20 protein-coding genes and 1 other RNA gene are annotated in these 19,445 nt (G+C 67.6%); 13 read left to right on the forward strand and 8 right to left on the reverse strand.

From position 1 onward, the window contains the following. The first annotated feature begins 12 nt into the window (after positions 1-12). Both RBT54_RS10195 and RBT54_RS10200 read left to right on the forward strand, forming a co-directional pair. Positions 13-948 (forward strand): carbohydrate kinase family protein, encoded by a 936-nt coding sequence (locus RBT54_RS10195; protein ID WP_320366800.1) that lies wholly within the window; start codon positions 13-15, stop codon positions 946-948. Between the two features lie 11 nt (positions 949-959). After that, positions 960-1,430 (forward strand): glycine zipper 2TM domain-containing protein, encoded by a 471-nt coding sequence (locus tag RBT54_RS10200; protein WP_320366947.1) that lies wholly within the window; start codon positions 960-962, stop codon positions 1,428-1,430. A 56-nt stretch (positions 1,431-1,486) separates the two neighbouring features. Here the strand turns inward: RBT54_RS10200 and RBT54_RS10205 are convergent, their stop codons facing one another. The 5 genes from RBT54_RS10205 to RBT54_RS10225 all read right to left on the reverse strand — a co-directional run bounded on the left by RBT54_RS10205 (position 1,487) and on the right by RBT54_RS10225 (position 6,585). Continuing rightward, complete coding sequence (locus RBT54_RS10205; protein ID WP_320366802.1) at positions 1,487-2,698, reverse strand: DUF3426 domain-containing protein; 1,212 nt, start codon at positions 2,696-2,698, stop codon at positions 1,487-1,489. Then, positions 2,695-3,597 (reverse strand): 50S ribosomal protein L11 methyltransferase, encoded by a 903-nt coding sequence (gene prmA / locus RBT54_RS10210; RefSeq protein ID WP_320366804.1) that lies wholly within the window; start codon positions 3,595-3,597, stop codon positions 2,695-2,697. The genes RBT54_RS10205 and prmA overlap by 4 nt, the downstream gene beginning before the upstream one ends. Before the next feature lie 7 nt (positions 3,598-3,604). Next, entirely contained in the window at positions 3,605-4,963 is a 1,359-nt protein-coding gene (accC, locus tag RBT54_RS10215; protein ID WP_320366806.1) for an acetyl-CoA carboxylase biotin carboxylase subunit, read from the reverse strand. An 8-nt stretch (positions 4,964-4,971) separates the two neighbouring features. Next, positions 4,972-5,412, reverse strand: a complete 441-nt coding sequence (gene accB / locus RBT54_RS10220; RefSeq protein WP_320366808.1) for an acetyl-CoA carboxylase biotin carboxyl carrier protein — start codon at positions 5,410-5,412, stop codon at positions 4,972-4,974. Between the two features lie 555 nt (positions 5,413-5,967). Next, on the reverse strand, positions 5,968-6,585 hold the full coding sequence (locus RBT54_RS10225; protein ID WP_320366810.1) for a hypothetical protein: 618 nt from the start codon (positions 6,583-6,585) through the stop codon (positions 5,968-5,970). Positions 6,586-6,667: 82 nt separating this feature from the next. On the opposite strand from RBT54_RS10225, the gene mpl reads away from it, so the two are divergent. Then, positions 6,668-8,017 (forward strand): UDP-N-acetylmuramate:L-alanyl-gamma-D-glutamyl-meso-diaminopimelate ligase, encoded by a 1,350-nt coding sequence (mpl, locus tag RBT54_RS10230; RefSeq protein WP_320366812.1) that lies wholly within the window; start codon positions 6,668-6,670, stop codon positions 8,015-8,017. A 93-nt stretch (positions 8,018-8,110) separates the two neighbouring features. On the opposite strand, the gene RBT54_RS10235 is transcribed toward mpl, so the two are convergent. From RBT54_RS10235 to RBT54_RS10245, 3 genes are read right to left on the reverse strand one after another with little or no spacing between them, the layout of a single operon-like run. Next, positions 8,111-8,785 carry a BON domain-containing protein gene (locus tag RBT54_RS10235; protein WP_320366814.1) on the reverse strand — a complete coding sequence of 225 codons (675 nt, stop codon included), beginning with the start codon at positions 8,783-8,785 and terminating at the stop codon, positions 8,111-8,113. Further along, complete coding sequence (locus tag RBT54_RS10240) at positions 8,785-9,378, reverse strand: SIS domain-containing protein (RefSeq protein WP_320366816.1); 594 nt, start codon at positions 9,376-9,378, stop codon at positions 8,785-8,787. The genes RBT54_RS10235 and RBT54_RS10240 overlap by 1 nt, the downstream gene beginning before the upstream one ends. Positions 9,379-9,422: 44 nt before the next feature. Beyond that, entirely contained in the window at positions 9,423-9,911 is a 489-nt protein-coding gene (locus tag RBT54_RS10245) for a YraN family protein (RefSeq protein ID WP_413788440.1), read from the reverse strand. On the opposite strand from RBT54_RS10245, the gene rsmI reads away from it, so the two are divergent. The 10 genes from rsmI to RBT54_RS10295 all read left to right on the forward strand — a co-directional run bounded on the left by rsmI (position 9,910) and on the right by RBT54_RS10295 (position 19,445). After that, the gene (gene rsmI, locus RBT54_RS10250; protein ID WP_320366820.1) at positions 9,910-10,785 is read left to right on the forward strand and encodes a 16S rRNA (cytidine(1402)-2'-O)-methyltransferase; all 876 of its coding nucleotides are present in this window, start codon (positions 9,910-9,912) and stop codon (positions 10,783-10,785) included. The genes RBT54_RS10245 and rsmI overlap by 2 nt on opposite strands. Positions 10,786-10,880: 95 nt before the next feature. Then, positions 10,881-11,930: a dihydroorotase gene (pyrC, locus tag RBT54_RS10255; protein WP_320366822.1), complete on the forward strand. Its 1,050-nt coding sequence runs from the start codon at positions 10,881-10,883 to the stop codon at positions 11,928-11,930. Continuing rightward, on the forward strand, positions 11,927-12,358 hold the full coding sequence (locus RBT54_RS10260) for a hypothetical protein (RefSeq protein ID WP_320366824.1): 432 nt from the start codon (positions 11,927-11,929) through the stop codon (positions 12,356-12,358). Before pyrC ends, RBT54_RS10260 begins: the two co-directional genes overlap by 4 nt. Before the next feature lie 41 nt (positions 12,359-12,399). Beyond that, positions 12,400-12,781, forward strand: an RNA gene (rnpB, locus tag RBT54_RS10265) — RNase P RNA component class A. 348 nt (positions 12,782-13,129) lie between these two features. Beyond that, positions 13,130-13,573 carry a division/cell wall cluster transcriptional repressor MraZ gene (gene mraZ, locus RBT54_RS10270; protein ID WP_320366826.1) on the forward strand — a complete coding sequence of 148 codons (444 nt, stop codon included), beginning with the start codon at positions 13,130-13,132 and terminating at the stop codon, positions 13,571-13,573. Then, entirely contained in the window at positions 13,570-14,508 is a 939-nt protein-coding gene (rsmH, locus tag RBT54_RS10275; protein WP_320366828.1) for a 16S rRNA (cytosine(1402)-N(4))-methyltransferase RsmH, read from the forward strand. Before mraZ ends, rsmH begins: the two co-directional genes overlap by 4 nt. Then, on the forward strand, positions 14,505-14,771 hold the full coding sequence (gene ftsL, locus RBT54_RS10280) for a cell division protein FtsL (protein ID WP_320366830.1): 267 nt from the start codon (positions 14,505-14,507) through the stop codon (positions 14,769-14,771). Before rsmH ends, ftsL begins: the two co-directional genes overlap by 4 nt. After that, entirely contained in the window at positions 14,768-16,534 is a 1,767-nt protein-coding gene (locus tag RBT54_RS10285; protein WP_320366831.1) for a penicillin-binding protein 2, read from the forward strand. The genes ftsL and RBT54_RS10285 overlap by 4 nt, the downstream gene beginning before the upstream one ends. Continuing rightward, positions 16,531-18,036, forward strand: coding sequence for a UDP-N-acetylmuramoyl-L-alanyl-D-glutamate--2,6-diaminopimelate ligase (locus RBT54_RS10290; protein ID WP_320366833.1), 1,506 nt, complete (start codon positions 16,531-16,533; stop codon positions 18,034-18,036). The genes RBT54_RS10285 and RBT54_RS10290 overlap by 4 nt, the downstream gene beginning before the upstream one ends. Then, a complete protein-coding gene (locus RBT54_RS10295; protein WP_320366835.1) occupies positions 18,033-19,445 on the forward strand; it encodes a UDP-N-acetylmuramoyl-tripeptide--D-alanyl-D-alanine ligase in 1,413 nt (470 codons plus the stop codon). Before RBT54_RS10290 ends, RBT54_RS10295 begins: the two co-directional genes overlap by 4 nt.

Genomic DNA, 19,445 nt, shown 5'->3' on the forward strand with positions numbered 1-19,445 from the left:
GACGCGCCCCTCATGTCCATCCTCGTCTGCGGATCGGTCGCCTACGACTCGATCATGGTCTTTCACGACCGCTTCAAGAACCACATCCTGCCCGAGCAGATCCACATCCTGAACGTGTCCTTCCTGGTGCCGGATCTGCGCCGGGAGTTCGGCGGCTGTGCCGGCAACATCGCCTACAGCCTCAAGCTACTGGGCAGCGATCCGCTGATCGTGGCGACCGTGGGCGAGGACGCCGAACCCTATCGTGCGCGCATCCGGGCACTGGGCCTGCGCGAGGATTTCGTGCGCGAGGTGCCCGGCACCCTCACCGCCCAGGCCTTCATCACCACCGACCTCGACGACAACCAGATCACCGCCTTTCATCCGGGGGCGATGTTCCATTCTCACCTCAACGACGTGCGCACGGCTGCGGGCGCGAAGCTGGGCATCGTTTCGCCCGATGGCGCCGACGGCATGCTGCGCCACGCTGCGGGTTTTGCCGAGGCGGGCGTGCCCTTCGTGTTCGACCCGGGCCAGGCGCTGCCCATCCTCGGTAGCGAAGCGTTACTGAATTGCCTGCAACAGGCGCGCTACTGCACGGTCAATGATTACGAGGCTCGCCTCATGTGCGACAAGACTGGGCGCAGCGAGGAAGAACTAGCGCGCGAGGTCGAGGCGTTGGTGGTGACGCTGGGCGCGGAAGGTTCGCGCGTGCATTGGCGGGGCGAAGTGTTCGAGGTGCCGGCCGTACAGGCAGATGCCGTGGTCGATCCGACCGGCTGCGGTGACGCCTATCGGGCGGGCCTGCTGCACGGCATTGTCAATGGCTGGGACATGCGCAGGAGCGCGCAACTGGCTGCCGTGATGGGGGCGATCAAGATTGCCCATCGCGGTGGGCAGAATCATCAACCGTCGCGGATGGACATTGCGTCCCGCTACCGCGAGGCTTTCAGGGAGGAACTCTGGTGATCGAGAATGGGATGAAGTCGCGGGGCGTCAAGCTGCGTGCGATGGCGGTTGCGGCCGTTGCAGTGCTGGTGCTGGGGGGCTGCGCTCAGGGTCTTGGGGGCGGGACGTATTCGCGCACCGAGGCGCGGCGGGCGATGACGGTGCAGTTCGGCACCATCGAATCGGTGCGCAGCGTGCAACTCGAAGGCACCAAGACGCCGATAGGCTCGGTTGCCGGTGCGGCTGTGGGCGGCATCGCAGGCAGCACGATCGGCGGTGGTCGCGGCCAGGCGGTGGCGACGGTGATCGGAGCGGTGGCTGGCGGCCTGGCAGGTTCGGCTGTGGAAGAGGGCGCGACGCGCACGCCGGGCGTCGAAGTGACCGTGCGCCTCGACAATGGCCAGTTCCTCGCTGTGGTGCAAGCGGATGAGGGCGAAGGTTTGCGCCCGGGTGAGCGCGTGAGGGTGTTGCGCGACGGCGGAACGACGCGCGTCTCGCGCTGAGCGGACTCGTCGCACTGGATGTCTGCCGGCGGGGCTCATGCGGGCCCCGCTTGCGCTCACGGATAGAAGGCGTAGACGCGATAGCCGGTCGGCGCCAGGCCCGGGATCTCGAAGGGGATCCGCAACTCGATGGCGTTTCGTGCGGGGAAGGCCTCTGCGGTCTCGTGTGCATTCAACCAGTCTGCCGGCGCCAGCACCCGTCGCGAAATCGGGTTGTCGCCCGCATCGGTCAGCGTCAGTTCGAGGTGCGGCCAGCGCTGCGGGTATTCGGCGCGGTTGTTCAGAGTGGCGTGCAGCAGGTAGTGGCCAGGTTTGCCGGGCTCGGCCTGCAGGTCGGAGGCTTCGATCGCGATGCGTTCGGCATTCTGTGGATAGGGGATCGTGCATCCGGCGCGTGCGCAGGCCTGCGTCAGTAGTGGCCGCAGGCCGGGCAACTCGCGGGCAATTTCCGTCCTGTAGAGGTAGGCCGTCTGCACACCGAGGAGCGCGGCCAGTGCGAGGACGAGCATCCCGGCCAGGGCTCGCAGGACGGGATGGGCTTTGCGCAGTGGTCGGCCGTAGGTGGCATCCAGGCGCGCGAGATCGTGTTCGTGACTTGTGGTGTCGAGCGCTTCTGGTGCTGCCTCATGCGCGCGATCCTGTTGTCCCGGGTCGTCCTCCGGGGCCGAGGATGGATGCCTTGTGTCCGTGGTCGCGTCGTGCGATGCCTTGGCGTTGTCTGCTGGTTCGGCGGGTTCGGCGGGGGCCGCGGGCGGGGCTGGGCGCCGTCCGCTGCGCAGCACGCCGGGGAAGGCTCGCGGCAGTGCGGTCTCGGCAGGCGCGTGCGTCGTGGGCTCGTACGTGGCCCATGCCGCGGCTAGCGGACGCGGCACGGGCCCGGCGGCCGGCGTCGATGCGCTTTCGGGCTTGGGGTCTGCGGCCTGGGGAGCGACTGCTTGGTGTGCAGCCTCTTCGTCGACCTTCCACGCCGCGGGGTAGGGCTGCCCTGCGAATGGCGGCTCGGGTTCTGGTTCTGGCTCGGGAATGCCGAAATCGAGCATGGACGCCGATGACGGCCTGGCAGGTGTCGGCGCAGGCTTGTCCTCGAGGGTGAAGAAATCGGCTGCCGGTGCGGCAGGGGCTTCGGCTGCAGGCTGCTCGAGTGCGTGCTCGATCGCATTGAACGGATGGAAGCAGTGCCCGCAGCGGACCTCGCCCCGCCGGGCGTGAAGCTGCTCGGGCCGCAGCCGGAATACCGTCTGGCAGGCGGGGCAGCGGGTGAGCATCATGGTCCGGGGCGGCGGCCTTCCAGGCGGACCCAGCCGTCGAGGCTCGCGCCGATTTCGAGCGCGATGAAGGGGCGCCAGGCTTCGATCACCAGTTCAGCCTGGGTTTCGAGGACGCCCGAAAGTGCCACGCGTCCGCCGGGTGCCACGCGCGCGGCAATCGCCGGCGCCAGCACGCAAAGCGGATTGGTGAGGATGTTGGCGACGACGATCGCGAAGGTGTCGCCCACCGGTACGGCCGAGTGCTGCAGGCGCATGGCTGCGTGGTTGCGCGCCGCGTTGTCGTGGGCGGCCTCGACTGCCTTGTCGTCGATGTCGATGCCGAGCACGTCACCGGCGCCGAGCTTGGCCGCGGCAATGCCGAGGATGCCCGAGCCGCAGCCGTAGTCGAGCACGCTGCATCCCGGGGCGACGGCTTCACACAGCCACTCCAGGCACAGTCGGGTCGTCGGATGCGAGCCGGTGCCGAAGGCCATGCCCGGATCCAGTTCGATGTTGATTGCATTGGCGTCGGGGGCTTCGTGCCAGGAGGGGACGATCCACAGACGGTCGGTGATGCGGATCGGGTCGAACTGGCTCTGCGTGAGTTGCACCCAGTTCTGCTCGGCCACCTCCTCCGTCGAAAAAGCCGGTACGGACTCGAGCCCCGCGGCGTGACTCGCCTCGGCGAGCGCGGCCTCGAGCTCGGGACGGCCGGTTTCACCGTCGAACAGCGCGATCACGCGGCTGTGGTCCCACAGGCTCGTCGGCAGGTGGCCGGGTTCCCCGAACTGGGGCTTCTCCGCATCGGTGCCGGCATCGGCATCCTCGATGGATACCGACAATGCGCCGGCTTCCATCAGCGCGTCAGATAGCGCCTCGGCCTTTTCGGCGTCGGCATGCAGGGTCACCGAGATCCACATGGCGCGCTCAGTTCTGAACTTCGCTACGGTCGGCGAGCTTGTGCTCCAGATAATGGATGCTGGTGCCGCCCTCGATGAAGCGCGGGTCCAGCATCAGCGTCTGGTGTAGCGGGATGTTGGTCTTGATACCCTCGACCATCATCTCGGACAGCGCGATGCGCATGCGGCGGATCGCCTGCTCGCGGGTGTCGCCATAGGCGATCAGCTTGCCGATCATCGAGTCGTAATGCGGCGGCACGGTGTAGCCGTTGTAGACGTGCGAGTCGACACGGATGCCGGGGCCGCCCGGGGTGTGCCAGTTGGTGATCCGCCCTGGCGACGGGGTGAACTTGAAGGGGTCCTCGGCGTTGATCCGGCACTCGATTGCATGGCCGCGGAACTCGATGTCGCGTTGGCGGAACCACAGCTTCTCGCCGGCGGCGACGCGGATCTGCGCCTGGACGAGGTCGACCCCGGTGATGAACTCGGTCACCGGGTGCTCCACCTGCAGGCGGGTGTTCATCTCGATGAAATAGAACTCGCCGTTTTCGAACAGGAACTCGAAGGTGCCTGCACCGCGATAGCCGATCTTGCGGCAAGCCTCGGCGCAGCGCTCGCCGACCTTGGCGATCGCCTTGCGATCGATGCCTGGGGCGGGAGCTTCCTCGATGACCTTCTGGTGGCGACGCTGCATCGAGCAGTCGCGCTCGCCCAGGTAAACCGCGTTGCCGTGCTGGTCGGCCAGCACCTGGATCTCGACGTGGCGCGGGTTCTCGAGGAACTTCTCCATGTACACCACCGGGTTGCTGAAGGCGGCCTGGGCCTCGGCGCGGGTGGTGGTCACGGCGTTGAGCAGGGCGGCCTCGGTGTGCACCACGCGCATGCCGCGTCCGCCACCGCCGCCGGCAGCCTTGATGATCACCGGGTAGCCGACGGCGCGGGCGATCTTGACGATCTCCTTGGGGTCTTCGGGCAGGGCGCCTTCCGAGCCCGGCACGCAGGGCACGCCGGCGGCCTTCATGGCGTCCTTGGCCGAGACCTTGTCGCCCATCAGGCGGATGGTGTCGGAACGTGGACCGATGAAGACGAAGCCGGACTGTTCGACGCGCTCGGCAAAGTCAGCGTTCTCGGACAGGAAGCCGTAGCCGGGGTGGATCGCCTCGGCGTCGGTGACTTCGGCAGCCGAGATGATGGCGGGTACGTTGAGGTAGCTCTGCGCGGAGGGTGGGGGACCGATGCAGACCGACTCATCGGCCAGGCGCACGTACTTGGCCTCGGTGTCGGCGGTGGAGTGCACGGCGACGGTCTTGATGCCGAGTTCCCGGCAGGCCCGCAGGATGCGCAGGGCGATTTCCCCGCGGTTCGCGATCAGGATCTTCTCGAACATGGGCGCGCTCAGTCGATGACGAAGAGGGGTTGGCCGTATTCGACCGGCTCGCCGTTCTCGACCAGGATGGCCTTGATGACGCCGCTGGCGTCGGTCTCGATCTCGTTCATGAGCTTCATCGCCTCGATGATGCACAGGCGGTCGCCTTCGGCGACGGTCTGGCCCACCTCGACCAGTGGCTTCGCGCCGGGCGCGCCGGCGCGGTAGAAGGTGCCGACCATGGGCGACTTGACGATGTGGCCGTCGGGCAGCGCGCTGGCGCCTGCCGCGACGGCAACCGTTGGTGCCGGCGCGGCCGCCGGGGCGGCGGGCGGGGCGTAGTAGGTGGCCGGCGCGGCTGCCGCGTGCTTGGCGATCCGGACCTTTTCCTCGCCTTCGGTGACCTCCAGTTCGGAAATGCCCGATTCCTGGACGAGGTCGATGAGTTTCTTGAGCTTGCGCAGATCCATGTTTTTCTCCGGACGTGACCGCGGTATCGAATCGATACGGGCGGCCGAGGGTGATCAGTGTGCGTTGGTCTTGCCGTCATGCACGGACCGGTCTGGCCGGCCGCGCTGACAGGCGCTCATCGAGGCAGCGGGCGAACATCCGCAGCGGGCCGTCGATGCGTGTCGTTGCGAGGGGTCTGGGTGCGCGGGCGACCGCTTTGCAGCGCTGGAAAAGGAAGCTCTCCAGGCATCTCGGCGTGGCTCCCGAAGCCCGACTGCAGCGTACCCGGACATTCCGAGCGTGGCGGGAGGCAGACTTTTTGAGCGCTTCATCTCAACAAGTTTGCCGCATTTCGCTGCATTTTGTCCACTTTTGACGATGCGGAGCAGTAGCCGACGCCTGCCGCGCCGGAGTTGCACTGCGCGGATTTTGCGCCGGACGTCGGCAGGCTGCAAGCGGCGGAAAAGCGGGCAGAAGCGTGTGCCCGCAGCGGCCGGCGCAGGGTGGCGGTTCAGGGCTAGAGGCGGCTTGCGCTGCGAGATGCCGCTGCGGTGCCGCGCCCCGTGCGGCAGCGATCAGGCGTGCTGGTCGGGCTTGTCCGTCATCGAGGAGCCTGCCAGCAGCGCCTCGACCTGTGCCAGGCGTGCGCGATCCTGGCCACGGCGCGGTGTTCGCTCTGCGGCCGACGGGTAGACGGAAATCTTCACCGGCACCTCGTCCCAGTCGAAGCTCAGGATGGCCTCGGGCGCATGCGGTGCCGGGCGGCGCGGCTCACGGTGCTCATAGGGGAAGTCCTGGTTCAGGAAGAAGATCTCCACGTCCTTGGTGCTGTCGGGAAAGATCTCGATCTCGAGTTCCGAATAGCGCCCGGCGGTGCCGTCGAGCGCGCCGCCGGTGAGGTAGGGGCGGAAGGTGTCGAGCATGTGCATGACGTCCACCGCTGCGGTGCGCATCTCGAGCAGGCGCTCGGCCTGCTCGTCGTCCTGGTAAAGCGCCTGCCAGGCACGCAGCTCGGCTTCGATCTCGGAGTTGTTCGGCAGTGAGTCGGCGTCGGTGGCGCCGAGCTGCTTGGCGGCCTTGCGCTTGGCGAAGCCGAAGTCGCTGATGCCGTCCTCGGCCATCATGCGCGCCGCCAGTGCGGCGATCTCGCGCCGAAGGCCGCCGCTGCGGGAAACGTGAGCGTGTGAGGGCATGATGAGGCTCGGGTAGAATGCCGGTCCATTCTACACGGGCCGGTTTCATGCGGATGACGGCCCCCCGGAGTTCGAGTTCCTCATGCACATTCACATCCTGGGTATCTGCGGCACCTTCATGGGCGGCGTTGCACTGCTGGCGCGCGCGGCAGGCCACAAGGTCACCGGCTGCGACGCCAACGTCTATCCGCCGATGAGCACCCAGCTCGAGGAGCAGGGGGTGGGGCTGATCGAAGGCTACGACGCGTCGCAGGTGGACCTGGCGCCGGACATGTTCGTGGTCGGAAATGCGGTGTCGCGCGGCAATCCGTTGCTCGAGGTGGTCCTGGATCGCGGCCTGCCCTACGTGTCCGGGCCGCAGTGGCTGGCCGAGCACGTGCTGGCCGGGCGCTGGGTGCTGGCGGTGGCCGGCACGCATGGCAAGACGACCACGACCTCGTTGCTGGCCTGGATGCTCGAGGACGCCGGTCTCAACCCCGGCTTCCTGGTCGGCGGCGTACCGCAGAACTTCGGTGTGTCGGCGCGGCTGACCGAGTCGCCCTTCTTCGTCATCGAGGCCGACGAGTACGACACCGCCTTCTGCGACAAGCGCTCGAAGTTCGTGCATTACCGACCGCGTACCGCGATCCTCAACAATCTGGAATTCGACCACGCCGACATCTTTGCCGACCTGGCAGCGATCGAGACCCAGTTCCATCATCTGGTGCGCACGATTCCAGCGAGCGGGCGCATCGTCGCCAACGCCCGCGAAGACAGCCTGAAGCGCGTCATCGAGCGTGGATGCTGGTCGGAGCTGGAGTGGTTCAACGACGCGGCGCAATGGTCGGTGGAGACCGGGGCGTCGGAGGCCGAGGCGGTGTTCAGCCTCGGCGCGGTGGAGCAGGGGCGCGCCGAGATGCCGCTCGCCGGCAGCCACAACCGCGAGAACGCGCTGGCCGCGATCGCGGCTGCGCGCCATGTCGGGGTCACGCCAGCGCAGTCGATTGCCAGCCTGGCGCGGTTTCGCGGCATCAAGCGCCGACTCGAACTGCGCGGCGTGGTCAATGGCATCAGCGTTTACGACGACTTCGCCCACCATCCGACGGCGATCACGCTCACTGTCGGCGGCCTGCGTCGGCGTGAGCCGCAGGGGCGGATCCTGGCTGTGCTCGAGCCGCGCTCGAACACGATGAAGCTCGGGGTGATGAAGGCGCAGCTGCCCGCCAGCCTTGCCGAAGCGGATGCGGTGTTCTGCTATGGGGCGGGCCTGGGCTGGGATGCGGCCGAGGCGCTGGCGCCGCTGGGTGCGCGCGCTCGGACCTACGATGCGCTCGAGGCGCTGGTGGCGGACGTTGCCGCCGCGGCCCGGCCGGGCGACCACGTTCTGGTGATGAGTAACGGCGGCTTCGGCGGCGTGCACCAGAAGCTGCTGGACGCGCTCGCGAGGCGCTGAGCGCCTCTGGATTTGCCTCGGACCGCAGGGCCGCGGGAGGCGACGAGCGGCCGCGACGAGCGCGGCCGCTGCGGATAACGGCGAGCGGCCTTGCTAGCGGCGTGCGCCGGTCGGATTGTCGAGCCGGCGCGCTTCCTCGTCGCTGATGTATTCGAACACGCGCACCACCTTGCGCACGCCTTGGCTGGTGCGGGCGACCTCGGCCGCGGCGTCGGCTTCGGCGCGAGTGACGATGCCCATGAGGAAGACCACGTTGGCTTCGGTGACGACCTTGACGCTGTGCGCCGAGAAGCGCTGTGCGTCGACGAAGCGGGCCTTCACGTTCGAGGTGATGAGCGTGTCGTTGGCGCGCGCGGTCAGGGCGGAGTTGGGGCCGACCACGACTTCGTTGATGACGCCGCGTACATGCTCGACGCCGGCGACGATGGCGTCGAGTTCCGCGCGCACGGTCTCGTTGGGCGCTTCGCCGGTGAGCAGGACGTTGCGGTTGTAGGAGGTGACGTTGATGTGGGCGCTGTTGCCGAAGCGTTCGCGGATGCGGCTCGACACCTTCCACTCGATGCCCTCGTCCTCCACATAGGTGCCGCTGGTGCGGCGGTCCGAGACCATTGCCGCGCCTGCGCCGACGCCGGTGGCGACGACCGGGAAGCAGCCCTGCAGCAGCGGTAGCAGCGTCGCCGAACCAAGGCCGAGGAGCAAAGCGCGGCGGGACTTCAGACGGGTTTCCACATGGTCTGCGGGGTTGGGGGTGTGGCGCAATGTGTTCATCAGTCTTCCACTCCGAGTAACAGACAGTCGATACCGTCGCACAGGCAATGCAGGATGAGCAAGTGCAATTCCTGGATTCTTGCAGTGCGATCGGCGGGGGCGCAGAGCAGGATGTCGGCCGGGTCGAGGGCTTCGGCAATTCGTCCGCCATCGGCGCCGGTGAGGGCGATCACCCGCATGTCGCGTTCATGAGCGGCCTCAATCGCCCCCAGTATGCGGGCCGAGCCGGAGTTGGCCGAGAGCGTGACGAGGATATCGCCCGGATGGCCGAAGACCGCTATCTGGCGGGCGAAGGCGGCCTGAGGGTCAAGCTCCGCGGATGCCGGAGCCAGGGTCGAAGTGTCGGCGCTGAGCGCCATCGCCGCGAGTGCCGGCCGCTCGAGCTCGAAACCGTTGACCAGTTGCGCTGCGAAGCGTCGCGCGTCGCCCGCCGAGCCGCTGCCGCCGCACACCAGCACCTTGCCGTTGTCGAGCAGGCTGGCGGTGATGAGTTCGACGGCGCCGGCAATCGGTGCGGCAAGCAGTTCGAGTGCTTCGAGCGCGGTGCGCATGTTGTCTTCGAACTGATGCGAGATGCGGTCGATGAGGTTCATGCGGAGGAGGTCGTCTGCAGGGCGGCAGAGTCTAGCATGCGGGTTCAGCCGGCATCGAAGGCGCCGGCCAGCCAGGTGACCCGGGCTGGGTCGAGGGCATCGAGCAGCACGGCGTCGAAGCGGCAGGCTGCGCCCGCGAAGCGTCGTCCGGCGCCACCGAGCCACCATTGCGCGGCGATCAGCACACGCCGACGCTTGGCGGCGGTGATGCTCTCGGCGGCGCCGCCGAAGCGGGCGCTGGTGCGCAGGCGGACCTCGACGAAGACCACATGGTTGCGGTCGAGGCAGATGAGGTCGACTTCGCCGCCGCGGCAGCGCACGTTGCGGGCGACGATGCGCAGTCCGCGCGCGGCAAGATGCTCGGCGGCCATAGCCTCCGCCGCTGCGCCGCGTGCTTGCGCCGGCGTCCGGCGTGCGCCGATACTGTCGTTCCCGTCGCCGGAGGGCGCGCCTGCGGCCTGCTCCCCGGCCGCTCGCCCGCGGCTCGTATCCCGTGCAGCGCGGCGTCGTGCCGCAAAGTCGAAATCATCCATGCCTACCACCGTCTCCCTGCCCGATCGTCCGCTTTCAAGTACGCCGTCATTGTATGTGGTGGCGACGCCGCTCGGGAATCTGCATGACATGACGCTGCGCGCGCTCGCCGTGCTCGGCGCGGTGGATGTGGTCGCAGCCGAAGATACCCGCCACAGCCAGCGCCTGCTCGATGCCTATGGGCTCAAGGTGCGCATGATGGCGGTGCACCAGCACAACGAGCAGGCGGCCGCCGGGCAGCTCATCGATCATCTTGCCGGCGGCCGCCAGGTGGCGCTGATCACCGATGCGGGCACGCCGGCGGTATCCGATCCGGGTGCGCGCCTGGTTGCCCGGGTACGCGAGGCGGGATATGCGGTCGTGCCGCTGCCCGGGCCGTGCGCCGCGGTGGCCGCGTTGTCGGTGTCCGGCTTTGCCGAGGGGGGCTTCCGTTTCGTCGGTTTTCTGTCCGCCAAGAGCGGGGCGCGGCGGTCGGCGCTGTCGGCGCTGCGCGACGAGCGGGATGCGATGGTCTTCTACGAGGCGCCGCATCGCATCCTCGAGTGCGTCGCGGACATGGCCGAGATTTTCGGTGGCGAGCGCGAGATCCTGATTGCGCGCGAGATGACCAAGCTGCACGAGCAGATCGTGCGCATGCCGCTGGCCGACACGGCCGCCTGGTTTGCCGCCGATGCCAACCGGATGCGGGGCGAGTTCGTGCTGGTGCTTGCCGGCGCGCCGGCCAGCGAGGGGCTCGATGCAGAGGCCTTGCGCGTGCTCGACCTGTTGCTCGCGGAGTTGCCGGTCAAGACCGCGGCCAGCCTGGCGGCCGAGATCACCGGAGCCCCGCGCAAGGCGCTCTATGCGCAGGCGCTGGTGCGCCGGCGCGAGGATTGATCATGGTGTGACGGATGCACGGCGAGGTGGGTCATATGGCGGTCGGATGCGAGCTGGAGCGCCTATAATCCGAGGTCTCAACGAGGATCCGTTCCATGCAAACGATTACCCTTGTCCGTCCGGACGACTGGCACCTGCACGTGCGCGACGATGCCGCGCTCGAGGCTGTCGTGCCGCATACCGCCGCGCGTTTCGGTCGCGCGCTGATCATGCCCAACCTCAAGCCGCCGGTCACCACGACCGCACAGGCGCTGGCCTATCGCGAGAGGATCCTCGCCGCTGCGCAGGGCACCGGTTTTCAGCCCCTGATGAGCCTGTATCTGACCGACAACCTGTCCGCGGACGAGATCGATCGCGCCAAGGTCAGCGGCCACATCGTCGCGTGCAAGCTCTACCCGGCAGGTGCCACGACCAACTCCGATGCCGGCGTCACGGCGATCGACAAGGTCTATCCGGTGCTCGAGCGCATGGAAAAGCTCGGCATGGTGCTGTGCGTGCATGGCGAGGCCACCGGGGCCGATGTCGACGTCTTCGATCGCGAGCGCGTGTTCATCGAACGCACGCTCTCGCCGCTGGTGCGGCGTTTCCCGGGGCTGAAGGTGGTGTTCGAGCACATCACCACTGCCGAGGCCGCGCAGTTCGTGCGGGCGGCGGGTGCCAACGTCGCCGCCACGGTGACGGCTCACCACCTGCTGCTCAACCGTAATGCGATCTTCGCCGGCGGCATCCGTCCGCATCATTACTGCCTGCCGGTGCTCAAGCGTGAATCCCATCGCGAGGCGCTGGTCTCGGCGGTCACCTCGGGCAATCCGCGCTTCTTCCTCGGTACCGATTCCGCGCCCCACGCGCAGAGCACCAAGGAAAATGCCTGTGGGTGTGCCGGCTGCTATACGGCGCACGCGGGGATCGAGCTGTATGCCGAGGTGTTCGATGCGGCGGGCGCGCTCGAGCGCCTGGAAGCTTTCGCCAGCCTGAACGGTCCGACCTTCTACGGCCTGGCCCCGAACATCGACACCATTACCCTGCGGCGCGAGTCCTGGAGTGTGCCGGCCAGCTACCCTTATCTTGGTGGCGACCCGCTTGTTCCGCTGCGCGCGGGCGAGCAGGTCGGCTGGAAGCTGGTCGGCGCCGGAGAGCGCTCATGAAGCGCCGCGGACGCACGTTGCGTGTGCTCGCCGCCGTCGGCCTGTTGACCGTGCTGGCCGGCTGCGAGAACAGCGCGACCTCGTACATGATCGACGGCAGCCAGCATGCGCTGATCCTGGTGCGCGAGCAGAATTTCGTATGGGACGACGAGCTGCGGCAGGCGGTGGTCGTGTCCCGGCTGCCGGCGTGCCAGAAACGCATCCGCATTCACCCGAGCTCGACTGAGCTCGTCGAGATGAAGGTCTACGAGGCCGGCGACAGCCTGTGGGCGCTGCACCAGGGTAGCCGCTGGTATCTCGCCGGCACCGAGGAGTGTCGCCTGCAGGACTGGGACAACCCCGGCAGCCAGCCGCCGGGCAAGTTGCTCGGGAGTTTCGTGCTCAAGGACGGTGCGCCCGCCTTCGTGCCGGCGCCTGCGGCAAACTGAGCCGGACGGGGCGGCGGCGACCTGCGTATAATCCTCGGCGGGAAGTTCGCCAGGCAGTCGCTGCGCACCATGTCGTGCGTGGAGGAAAGTCCGGGCCCCGCAGAGCAGGATGCCGGCTAACGGCCGGGCGTCGTGAGGCGACGGAAAGTGCAACAGAGAGCAGACCGCCGATGGCCCGCGTAAGTGGGCACAGGTAAGGGTGAAACGGTGAGGTAAGAGCTCACCGCAGGACTGGCAACAGGACTGGCACGGTAAACCCCATTCGGGGCAAGGCCAAATAGGGGAGCATTGGCGTGGCTCGCGTCGCTCCCGGGTAGGCTGCTAGAGCTTCACGGTAACGTGTCGCCCAGAGGAATGACTGCCCGATGTCGCTGGCTTGCTGGCGGCGTTCGACAGAACCCGGCTTATCGGCGAACTTCCCCACCATCCTCGTAGTTTTGCCCTCGCGGGTGTCTGCCCGCGCAGCGGCGCTTCAATTCTTCACACCCATGGCGTGATTTTCGTCCAGGAATGGGCGCGCTTCCCCACCTTCTCCCACTTCGGCTTCAGCCGGGCCCGAGTTCACGCGTCGCGTGAGCCGAGGGCCCCATTGCCATTGATTTTCCAGGATTTATCCGCCTGGATGCGTTGTGACATAAGTCATTGTGTAACAACGGGATTCCGCTCGACCTGCCTTGACCGGTCATTGCCTTTCCACTAAAGTGGGTTTAAGTGGAAAAAAGTGGGGAAAAGTGTCATTCGGATGCTTTTCCGGTGCCGTCAGGGGGGACGATGTTCCAGGGAGCCGCAGCGCTCAATCTCGATGCGAAGGGTCGCCTTGCGATTCCTGCCCGGCATCGTGACGCCCTGGCCGTCGACAACGGTCAGGTGGTGCTGACCGCGCATCCCCACGGCTGCTGCCTCGTCTATCCCGTTCCAGCCTGGATCCCGATTCGCGACCAGGTGCTCGCCAGGCCCAGTTTCGACCCGCAGTCGGCCATGCTCAAGCGCCTGTTGGTCGGCTTTGCGCAGGACGAAGCGCTCGATGCGGCCGGCCGGGTGCTGGTCGCGCCCTCGCTGCGCAAGTTCGCCAAGCTCGACAAGCAGGTCTGGCTGGTGGGGCAGGGTACGCATTTCGAGCTGTGGTCCGACGAGGGCTGGGAGAAGCAGCAGGAGGCGATGCTCAACCTGGTCAGCTCCGGGTTGCCGCCTGGATTCGAGAGTCTGGCGCTGTGAGTGCCGTTCAGTCACACATCAGCGTCCTGCTCGGCGAGGCAGTCGACGCGCTCGCGATTCGTGCCGACGGTATCTACGTCGACGGCACGTTCGGGCGCGGTGGCCACAGCCGGGCGGTGCTCGAGCGGCTCGGTCCGGCGGGGCGGCTGATCGCGTTCGATCGCGATCCGGCGGCGATCGCGGCGGGTCAGGCCCTGAACGATCCGCGCCTGACGCTGGTGTATTCGGCATTCAGCGCGCTCGACGAGGAACTCGCGCAACTGGGCGTGGCGACGGTGGACGGTGTTTTGCTGGATCTCGGGGTGTCTTCACCCCAACTGGACGATGGCGCGCGGGGCATGAGCTTTCGCTTCGATGCGCCCCTCGACATGCGCATGGACACGAGCCGCGGGCAGACCGTGGCGGATTGGCTCGCGGACGCGTCCGTCGGCGAGATCACGGAGGTACTCAGGGATTATGGAGAGGAACGGTTTGCTCATGCGATTGCAAAGGCGATTGCAGCTGCTCGGACAGGGGGGGTTGTCGCAACCACTGGACAACTTGCCGCGATCGTGGAGAAAGCGGTCCGCACACGCGAGCCGGGGCAGCACCCGGCGACACGCTCCTTCCAGGCTCTTCGGATTTTCATCAATCAGGAGCTCGAGGAGCTGACCCGCGTGTTGCCGGCCTGCGTGGCGCACCTGCGCCCGGGCGGGCGGCTGGCGGTGATCAGCTTTCACTCGCTCGAGGACCGCATCGTGAAGCGTTTCATGCGTGACGAGTCGCGTCCGCCGGTGCTGCCGCGCCGGCTGCCGATCAGGGCGGCGGATCTGCCCGCGCCGCGCCTGAGCCTCGTCGGCAAGGCGGTGCGTCCGGGTGAGATCGAGGTCTCGGCCAATCCGCGCGCGCGCAGCGCGGTGATGCGCGTCGCAGAGCGCACGGAGGCGCCGGCATGATCCGCGCCGATGCAGTGCTCGTGGCGCTTGTGGTGGCCAGTGCGCTGGGCGTCGTTGCCGCGCAGCATCAGGCGCGCCGACTGTATGCAGAATTTGAACGCGAGCAGGTGCGGGCGCAGGCGCTCGAGGTTGAATGGGGTCAGTTGCAACTCGAACAAAGCACCTGGGCCACCCATGGCCGGGTCGAAAAAATGGCACGGGAAAAGCTCGGGATGCGTCTGCCGCCCGAGGGGCAGGTGCTCGTGGTGGAGCCGCAATCATGAAGAAACAGCGTACCGTCACGTTCAATCACAACCCGCTGCTCAAGCGTGAGCTGCCGGCCTGGCGTTCGCGTCTGGTCATGCTCGGCCTGATGGGTTGCTCGCTTGCCCTGGCCGGGCGGGCACTCTATCTGCAAGGGGTGAATCACGACTTCCTGCAGGCCAAGGGCGAGTCGCGCTATGCACGCACACTCGAAGTGCCTGCGACCCGTGGTCGCATCACCGACCGCCAGGGCGACATTCTCGCGGTGAGCACACCGGTGCGCTCGGTGTGGGCGATTCCTCCCGATGTGCAGCTCGAGCCAGCGCAAGCCCGAGAGCTCGCCCGCCTGCTCGAGATGGACGTCAAGGAGCTCAACAGCAAGCTCGCTACCGGGCGCGACTTTGCCTATCTGAAGCGCCAGGTGCCGCCCGAGGTCGCCCAGCAGGTGGCAGATCTGCGCCTGCCCGGTGTTCACCAGCAGCAGGAGTACCGCCGCTATTACCCGGGTGGCGAGGTGATGGCTCATATCCTGGGTTTCACCGATGTCGAGGACAAGGGACAGGAAGGCATCGAACTCGCATTCGAAAAGCGTCTGGCGGGTCGCTCCGGGGCACGGCGGGTGATCAAGGACCGCCGCGGCCAGATCGTCGAAGACGTTGAGGCCATCCGGCCGCCGCGCGACGGCGAGGACGTGGCGCTGTCGATCGACGGCAAGGTCCAGTACCTGGCCTGGTCGGCGTTGCGCGACGCGATGCATCAGCACAGGGCCCAAGCTGGCGCCGTGGTGGTGCTCGATGTGCGTAGCGGTGAGGTCCTGGCGCTGGCCAATGCGCCCACCTTCAACCCCAATAACCGCAGCAACCTCAGCGGTGCTCAGTTGCGTAATCGTGTGTTCACAGACGCCTTCGAGCCGGGCTCGGTGATGAAACCCTTCATCGCGGCGCTGGCGCTCGACCGCGGCAAGCTCAGGGTGGATAGCCAGATCGACACCGGCAACGGGCGCATGACCATTGGCACGGCGACCATCTCGGATACCAAGCGTCACGGCACGATGAGTCTCGCCGAGATCGTGCAGAAGTCGTCCAACATCGGCACGGTCAAGATGGCGCAGCAGTTCAGCCCTGACGAGATGTGGCATCTGTTCGATCAGCTCGGTTTTGGTACGCCGCTCAACCTTGGTTTCCCGGGCGAGACCTCGGGACGGCTACGTCCTGCCAAGAGCTGGAGGCCGATCGAGCAGGCGACGATGTCCTACGGTCACGGCATCTCCGTGAGCCTGATCCAGATGGCGCGCGCCTATATGGTGTTCGCGCGAAATGGGGAGCTGGTGCCGCTGTCGCTGACGCGTGTCGATGGTGTGCCGTCGCCCGGTCGTCGAGTGTTTTCCGAGAGCACCGCACAACACATGCGCACCATCCTGGCGATGGCGGCGGGCCCCGGGGGGACGGCGCCGCGCGCGCAGGTTCCGGGTTACACCGTGGCGGGCAAGACGGGTACGGCACACAAGCTCGAAGGCGGGCGCTACGCGCGCAAATATGTGTCGTCCTTCGTCGGTTTTGCGCCAGCCACCAATCCGCGCATCGTCGTGGCCGTGATGATCGACGAACCCACCGCCGGCCAGTACTTCGGCGGCACTGTGGCGGCGCCGGTGTTCTCGCGCATCACCGAGGGCACATTGCGCACCCTCGGGGTGGCCCCGGACGTGCCGCTTACACCGCTCCAGCTTGCTCGTCGTACGGCGGACGAGGCCGCGGCCGGTGCGGTCGGCAGGGAGAACATGTGAGCTCGGCGCAGGCCCTGTCGATCCTCGAGCGCCTGCGCGCCCAGGGCGTGGTGGTGGAGGACATCACTGCCGATTCGCGCAAGGTGGGCACGGCCTGCGTGTTCGCGGCCTGGCCCGGGCAGCGCACCGACGGGCGGCGCTTTCTTGCGGACGCCGCGGGTCGCGGCGCGGCTGCGTTGCTGTGGGAGAGCGGCGACGGGTTCATGCCCGCCGCGTACGGTGTTCCTGGCCTGGGCGTGACGCAACTGCGCGACCTCGCAGGCCACCTGGCCCACGAGATCCATCATCGCCCCTCCGAGACGCTCTGGCTGGCCGGGGTCACAGGCACCAACGGCAAGACCACCGTCACCCAGATGCTGGCGCGAGCCCTCGACGAACTCGGCGAGCGCTGCGGCATTGTCGGCACCCTCGGCTGCGGGTTTCCGGATGCGCTCGAGGAAGGCATCAACACCACGCCGGATGCACTCGATCTGCAGCGCTGGTTCGCGCGTTTTCGCGCGGCCGGCGCCACAGGGGCGGCGATGGAGGTGTCGTCGATCGGGCTCGATCAGGGCCGGGTGAACGGGGCGCAGTTCGACGTTGCGGTGTTCACCAACCTCAGTCGCGATCACCTCGACTACCACGGCACCATGGACGCTTACGCGGAGGCCAAGGCGCGCCTGTTTTCACGTCCCGAGGTGCGGACCAGCGTCATCAACATCGACGATGCGTTCGGGCTGGGGCTTGCCCGCCGCCTCGTCGCCCAGGGGCACGAGGTGATCGCGTGCACGCTGCATGGCGCCAACCTCAGCGCCGTGCCGGGCGCGCGCGTACTGCACGCCGACCGACTGCAGGCTGCGCCTGCCGGATTGCGTTTCAACCTGGTCTGGGAGGGACGCGAAGCGGACGTAAACGTGCGCATGGTGGCCCCGTTCAACGTGTCGAACCTGATCGCCGTGGCCGCGGCGCTGCTCGCCCGCGGCGTCGAGTTCGACAGCCTGGCGCCGGTGCTGTCGCGTCTCGTACCGCCCCTCGGGCGCATGCAGCTCGTGGGCGGCGTGTGCGAGCCGCTGGTCGTGGTCGATTACGCGCACTCTCCGGACGCGCTCGCCAAGGTCCTCGAGGCGCTGCGTGCCACGGTGCATACCCGTGGTGGTCGCCTCGTCTGCGTATTCGGCTGTGGTGGCGATCGGGACCCGGGAAAGCGTCCGATGATGGGAGAGATTGCCCGTTCGCTCGCCGATCGAGTGGTCATCACCAGCGACAATCCGCGCTCGGAAGATCCCCTGCACATCATCGAGGCGATCGCAGCCGGCGCTGGCCCGGTGGCCGAGCAGATCGTCGACCGCGCGCAGGCGATCGCGCGCGCGATCGGGGAAGCGGGGCCGGACGATGTGGTGCTGATTGCCGGCAAGGGGCATGAGCCCTACCAGGAGATCCTCGGTCAGCGCCTGCCGTTCTCCGACCTTGAACAGGCTCGACTGGCCCTGCGTGGCTGGCAGACGCGGGGGAAGACGCAATGATGACGCTGCACGATGCCGCGCGCGCGCTGGCTGCGCACGGGGCGCACTTCACCGCGCTGGCCCGCTTCGAGAGCGTGGGCACAGACAGCCGCGCACTGGCGCCCGGGCAACTCTTCGTCGCGCTCCGCGGCGAGCGTTTCGACGGTCATGACTTCGTTGGCGCAGCGGCCCAGGCAGGCGCAGCGGCGGCCATGGTCGATTCGGCCTGGGCCGCGGCGCGCACCGATGCGGCGCTGCCGCTGCTGGTCGTGGACGACACCCGGCTGGCGCTCGGGACGCTGGCTGCGGCCTGGCGCGCGCGTTTTGCCGTCCCGGTGATCGGCGTCACCGGCAGCAACGGCAAGACGACGGTCAAGGAGATGTGCGCGGCGATCCTGCGTGCGCAGTCGCGTCGGGACGGTTTCGGCGAGGAGTCGGTACTGGCCACGCGCGGTAATCTGAACAACGACATCGGCCTGCCGCTGACCCTGCTCGAGTTGCGGGATTTCCATCGCGCGGCGGTGATCGAGATGGGCATGAACCATCCGGGCGAGATCGCCTACCTGACCGGGCTCGCGCAGCCCACGGTCGCGGTTGTGAACAACGCCCAACGCGCGCACCTGCAGGGCATGGGCAGCGTAGATGAGGTCGCGCAGGAAAAGGGCGCGATCTACCAGGGGCTGGGCAGCGAGGGCGTGGCGGTGGTCAATGCCGACGACGTGCACGCCGAGTACTGGTGCGAGCTCAACGCCGCGCGCCGGATTGTGACATTCGGTATCGACCGCGAGGCCGATGTGCGCGGCCGGTGTACCCTGCGCGGCCTCGGTTCGCGGCTCGAACTCGACACCCCCGACGGGGCGGTCGAATTCGCCCTGCAGGTGCCGGGTCTGCACAACGCCCGCAATGCGGTTGCAGCGGCCGCGGCCTGTCTGGCCGCCGGGGTAGCGTTCGATGCGGTGGCCGAAGGGCTGGCCGAGTTCGCCGGCACCCGCGGTCGCCTGCAGCGGCGCGAGGGGCCGAACGGCGCGCTCGTGCTCGACGACTCGTACAACGCCAATCCGGATTCGGTGCGCGCCGGCATCGACGTGCTTGCGTCGATGCCTGGCCACACCTGGCTGGTGCTGGGTGACATGGGTGAGGTCGGCGAGACCAGTGCCCAGGTCCATGACGAGATCGGTGGTTACGCCAAGAGCAAGGGTGTCGACGGCTTGTTCGCGCTCGGCGAAATGAGTCCGGTAGCGGCGCACAACTTCGGCGAGGGCGGGCACCATTTCGGCTCGCCCGAGGCCCTGGTCAAGGCGCTCGCGCCGCGGCTGGATGCAGATTCGGTGGTGCTCGTGAAAGGCTCGCGTTTCATGCGTATGGAAAGAGTGGCGGACGCGCTTGCGGCAATGCACAATTCCGCCCCTTCAAAGGAAACCGGCTCCTGA

It is taken from the genome of Thauera sp. (genome assembly GCF_034003485.1).
In the GTDB taxonomy this organism is placed as follows: Bacteria; Pseudomonadota; Gammaproteobacteria; order Burkholderiales; family Rhodocyclaceae; genus Thauera.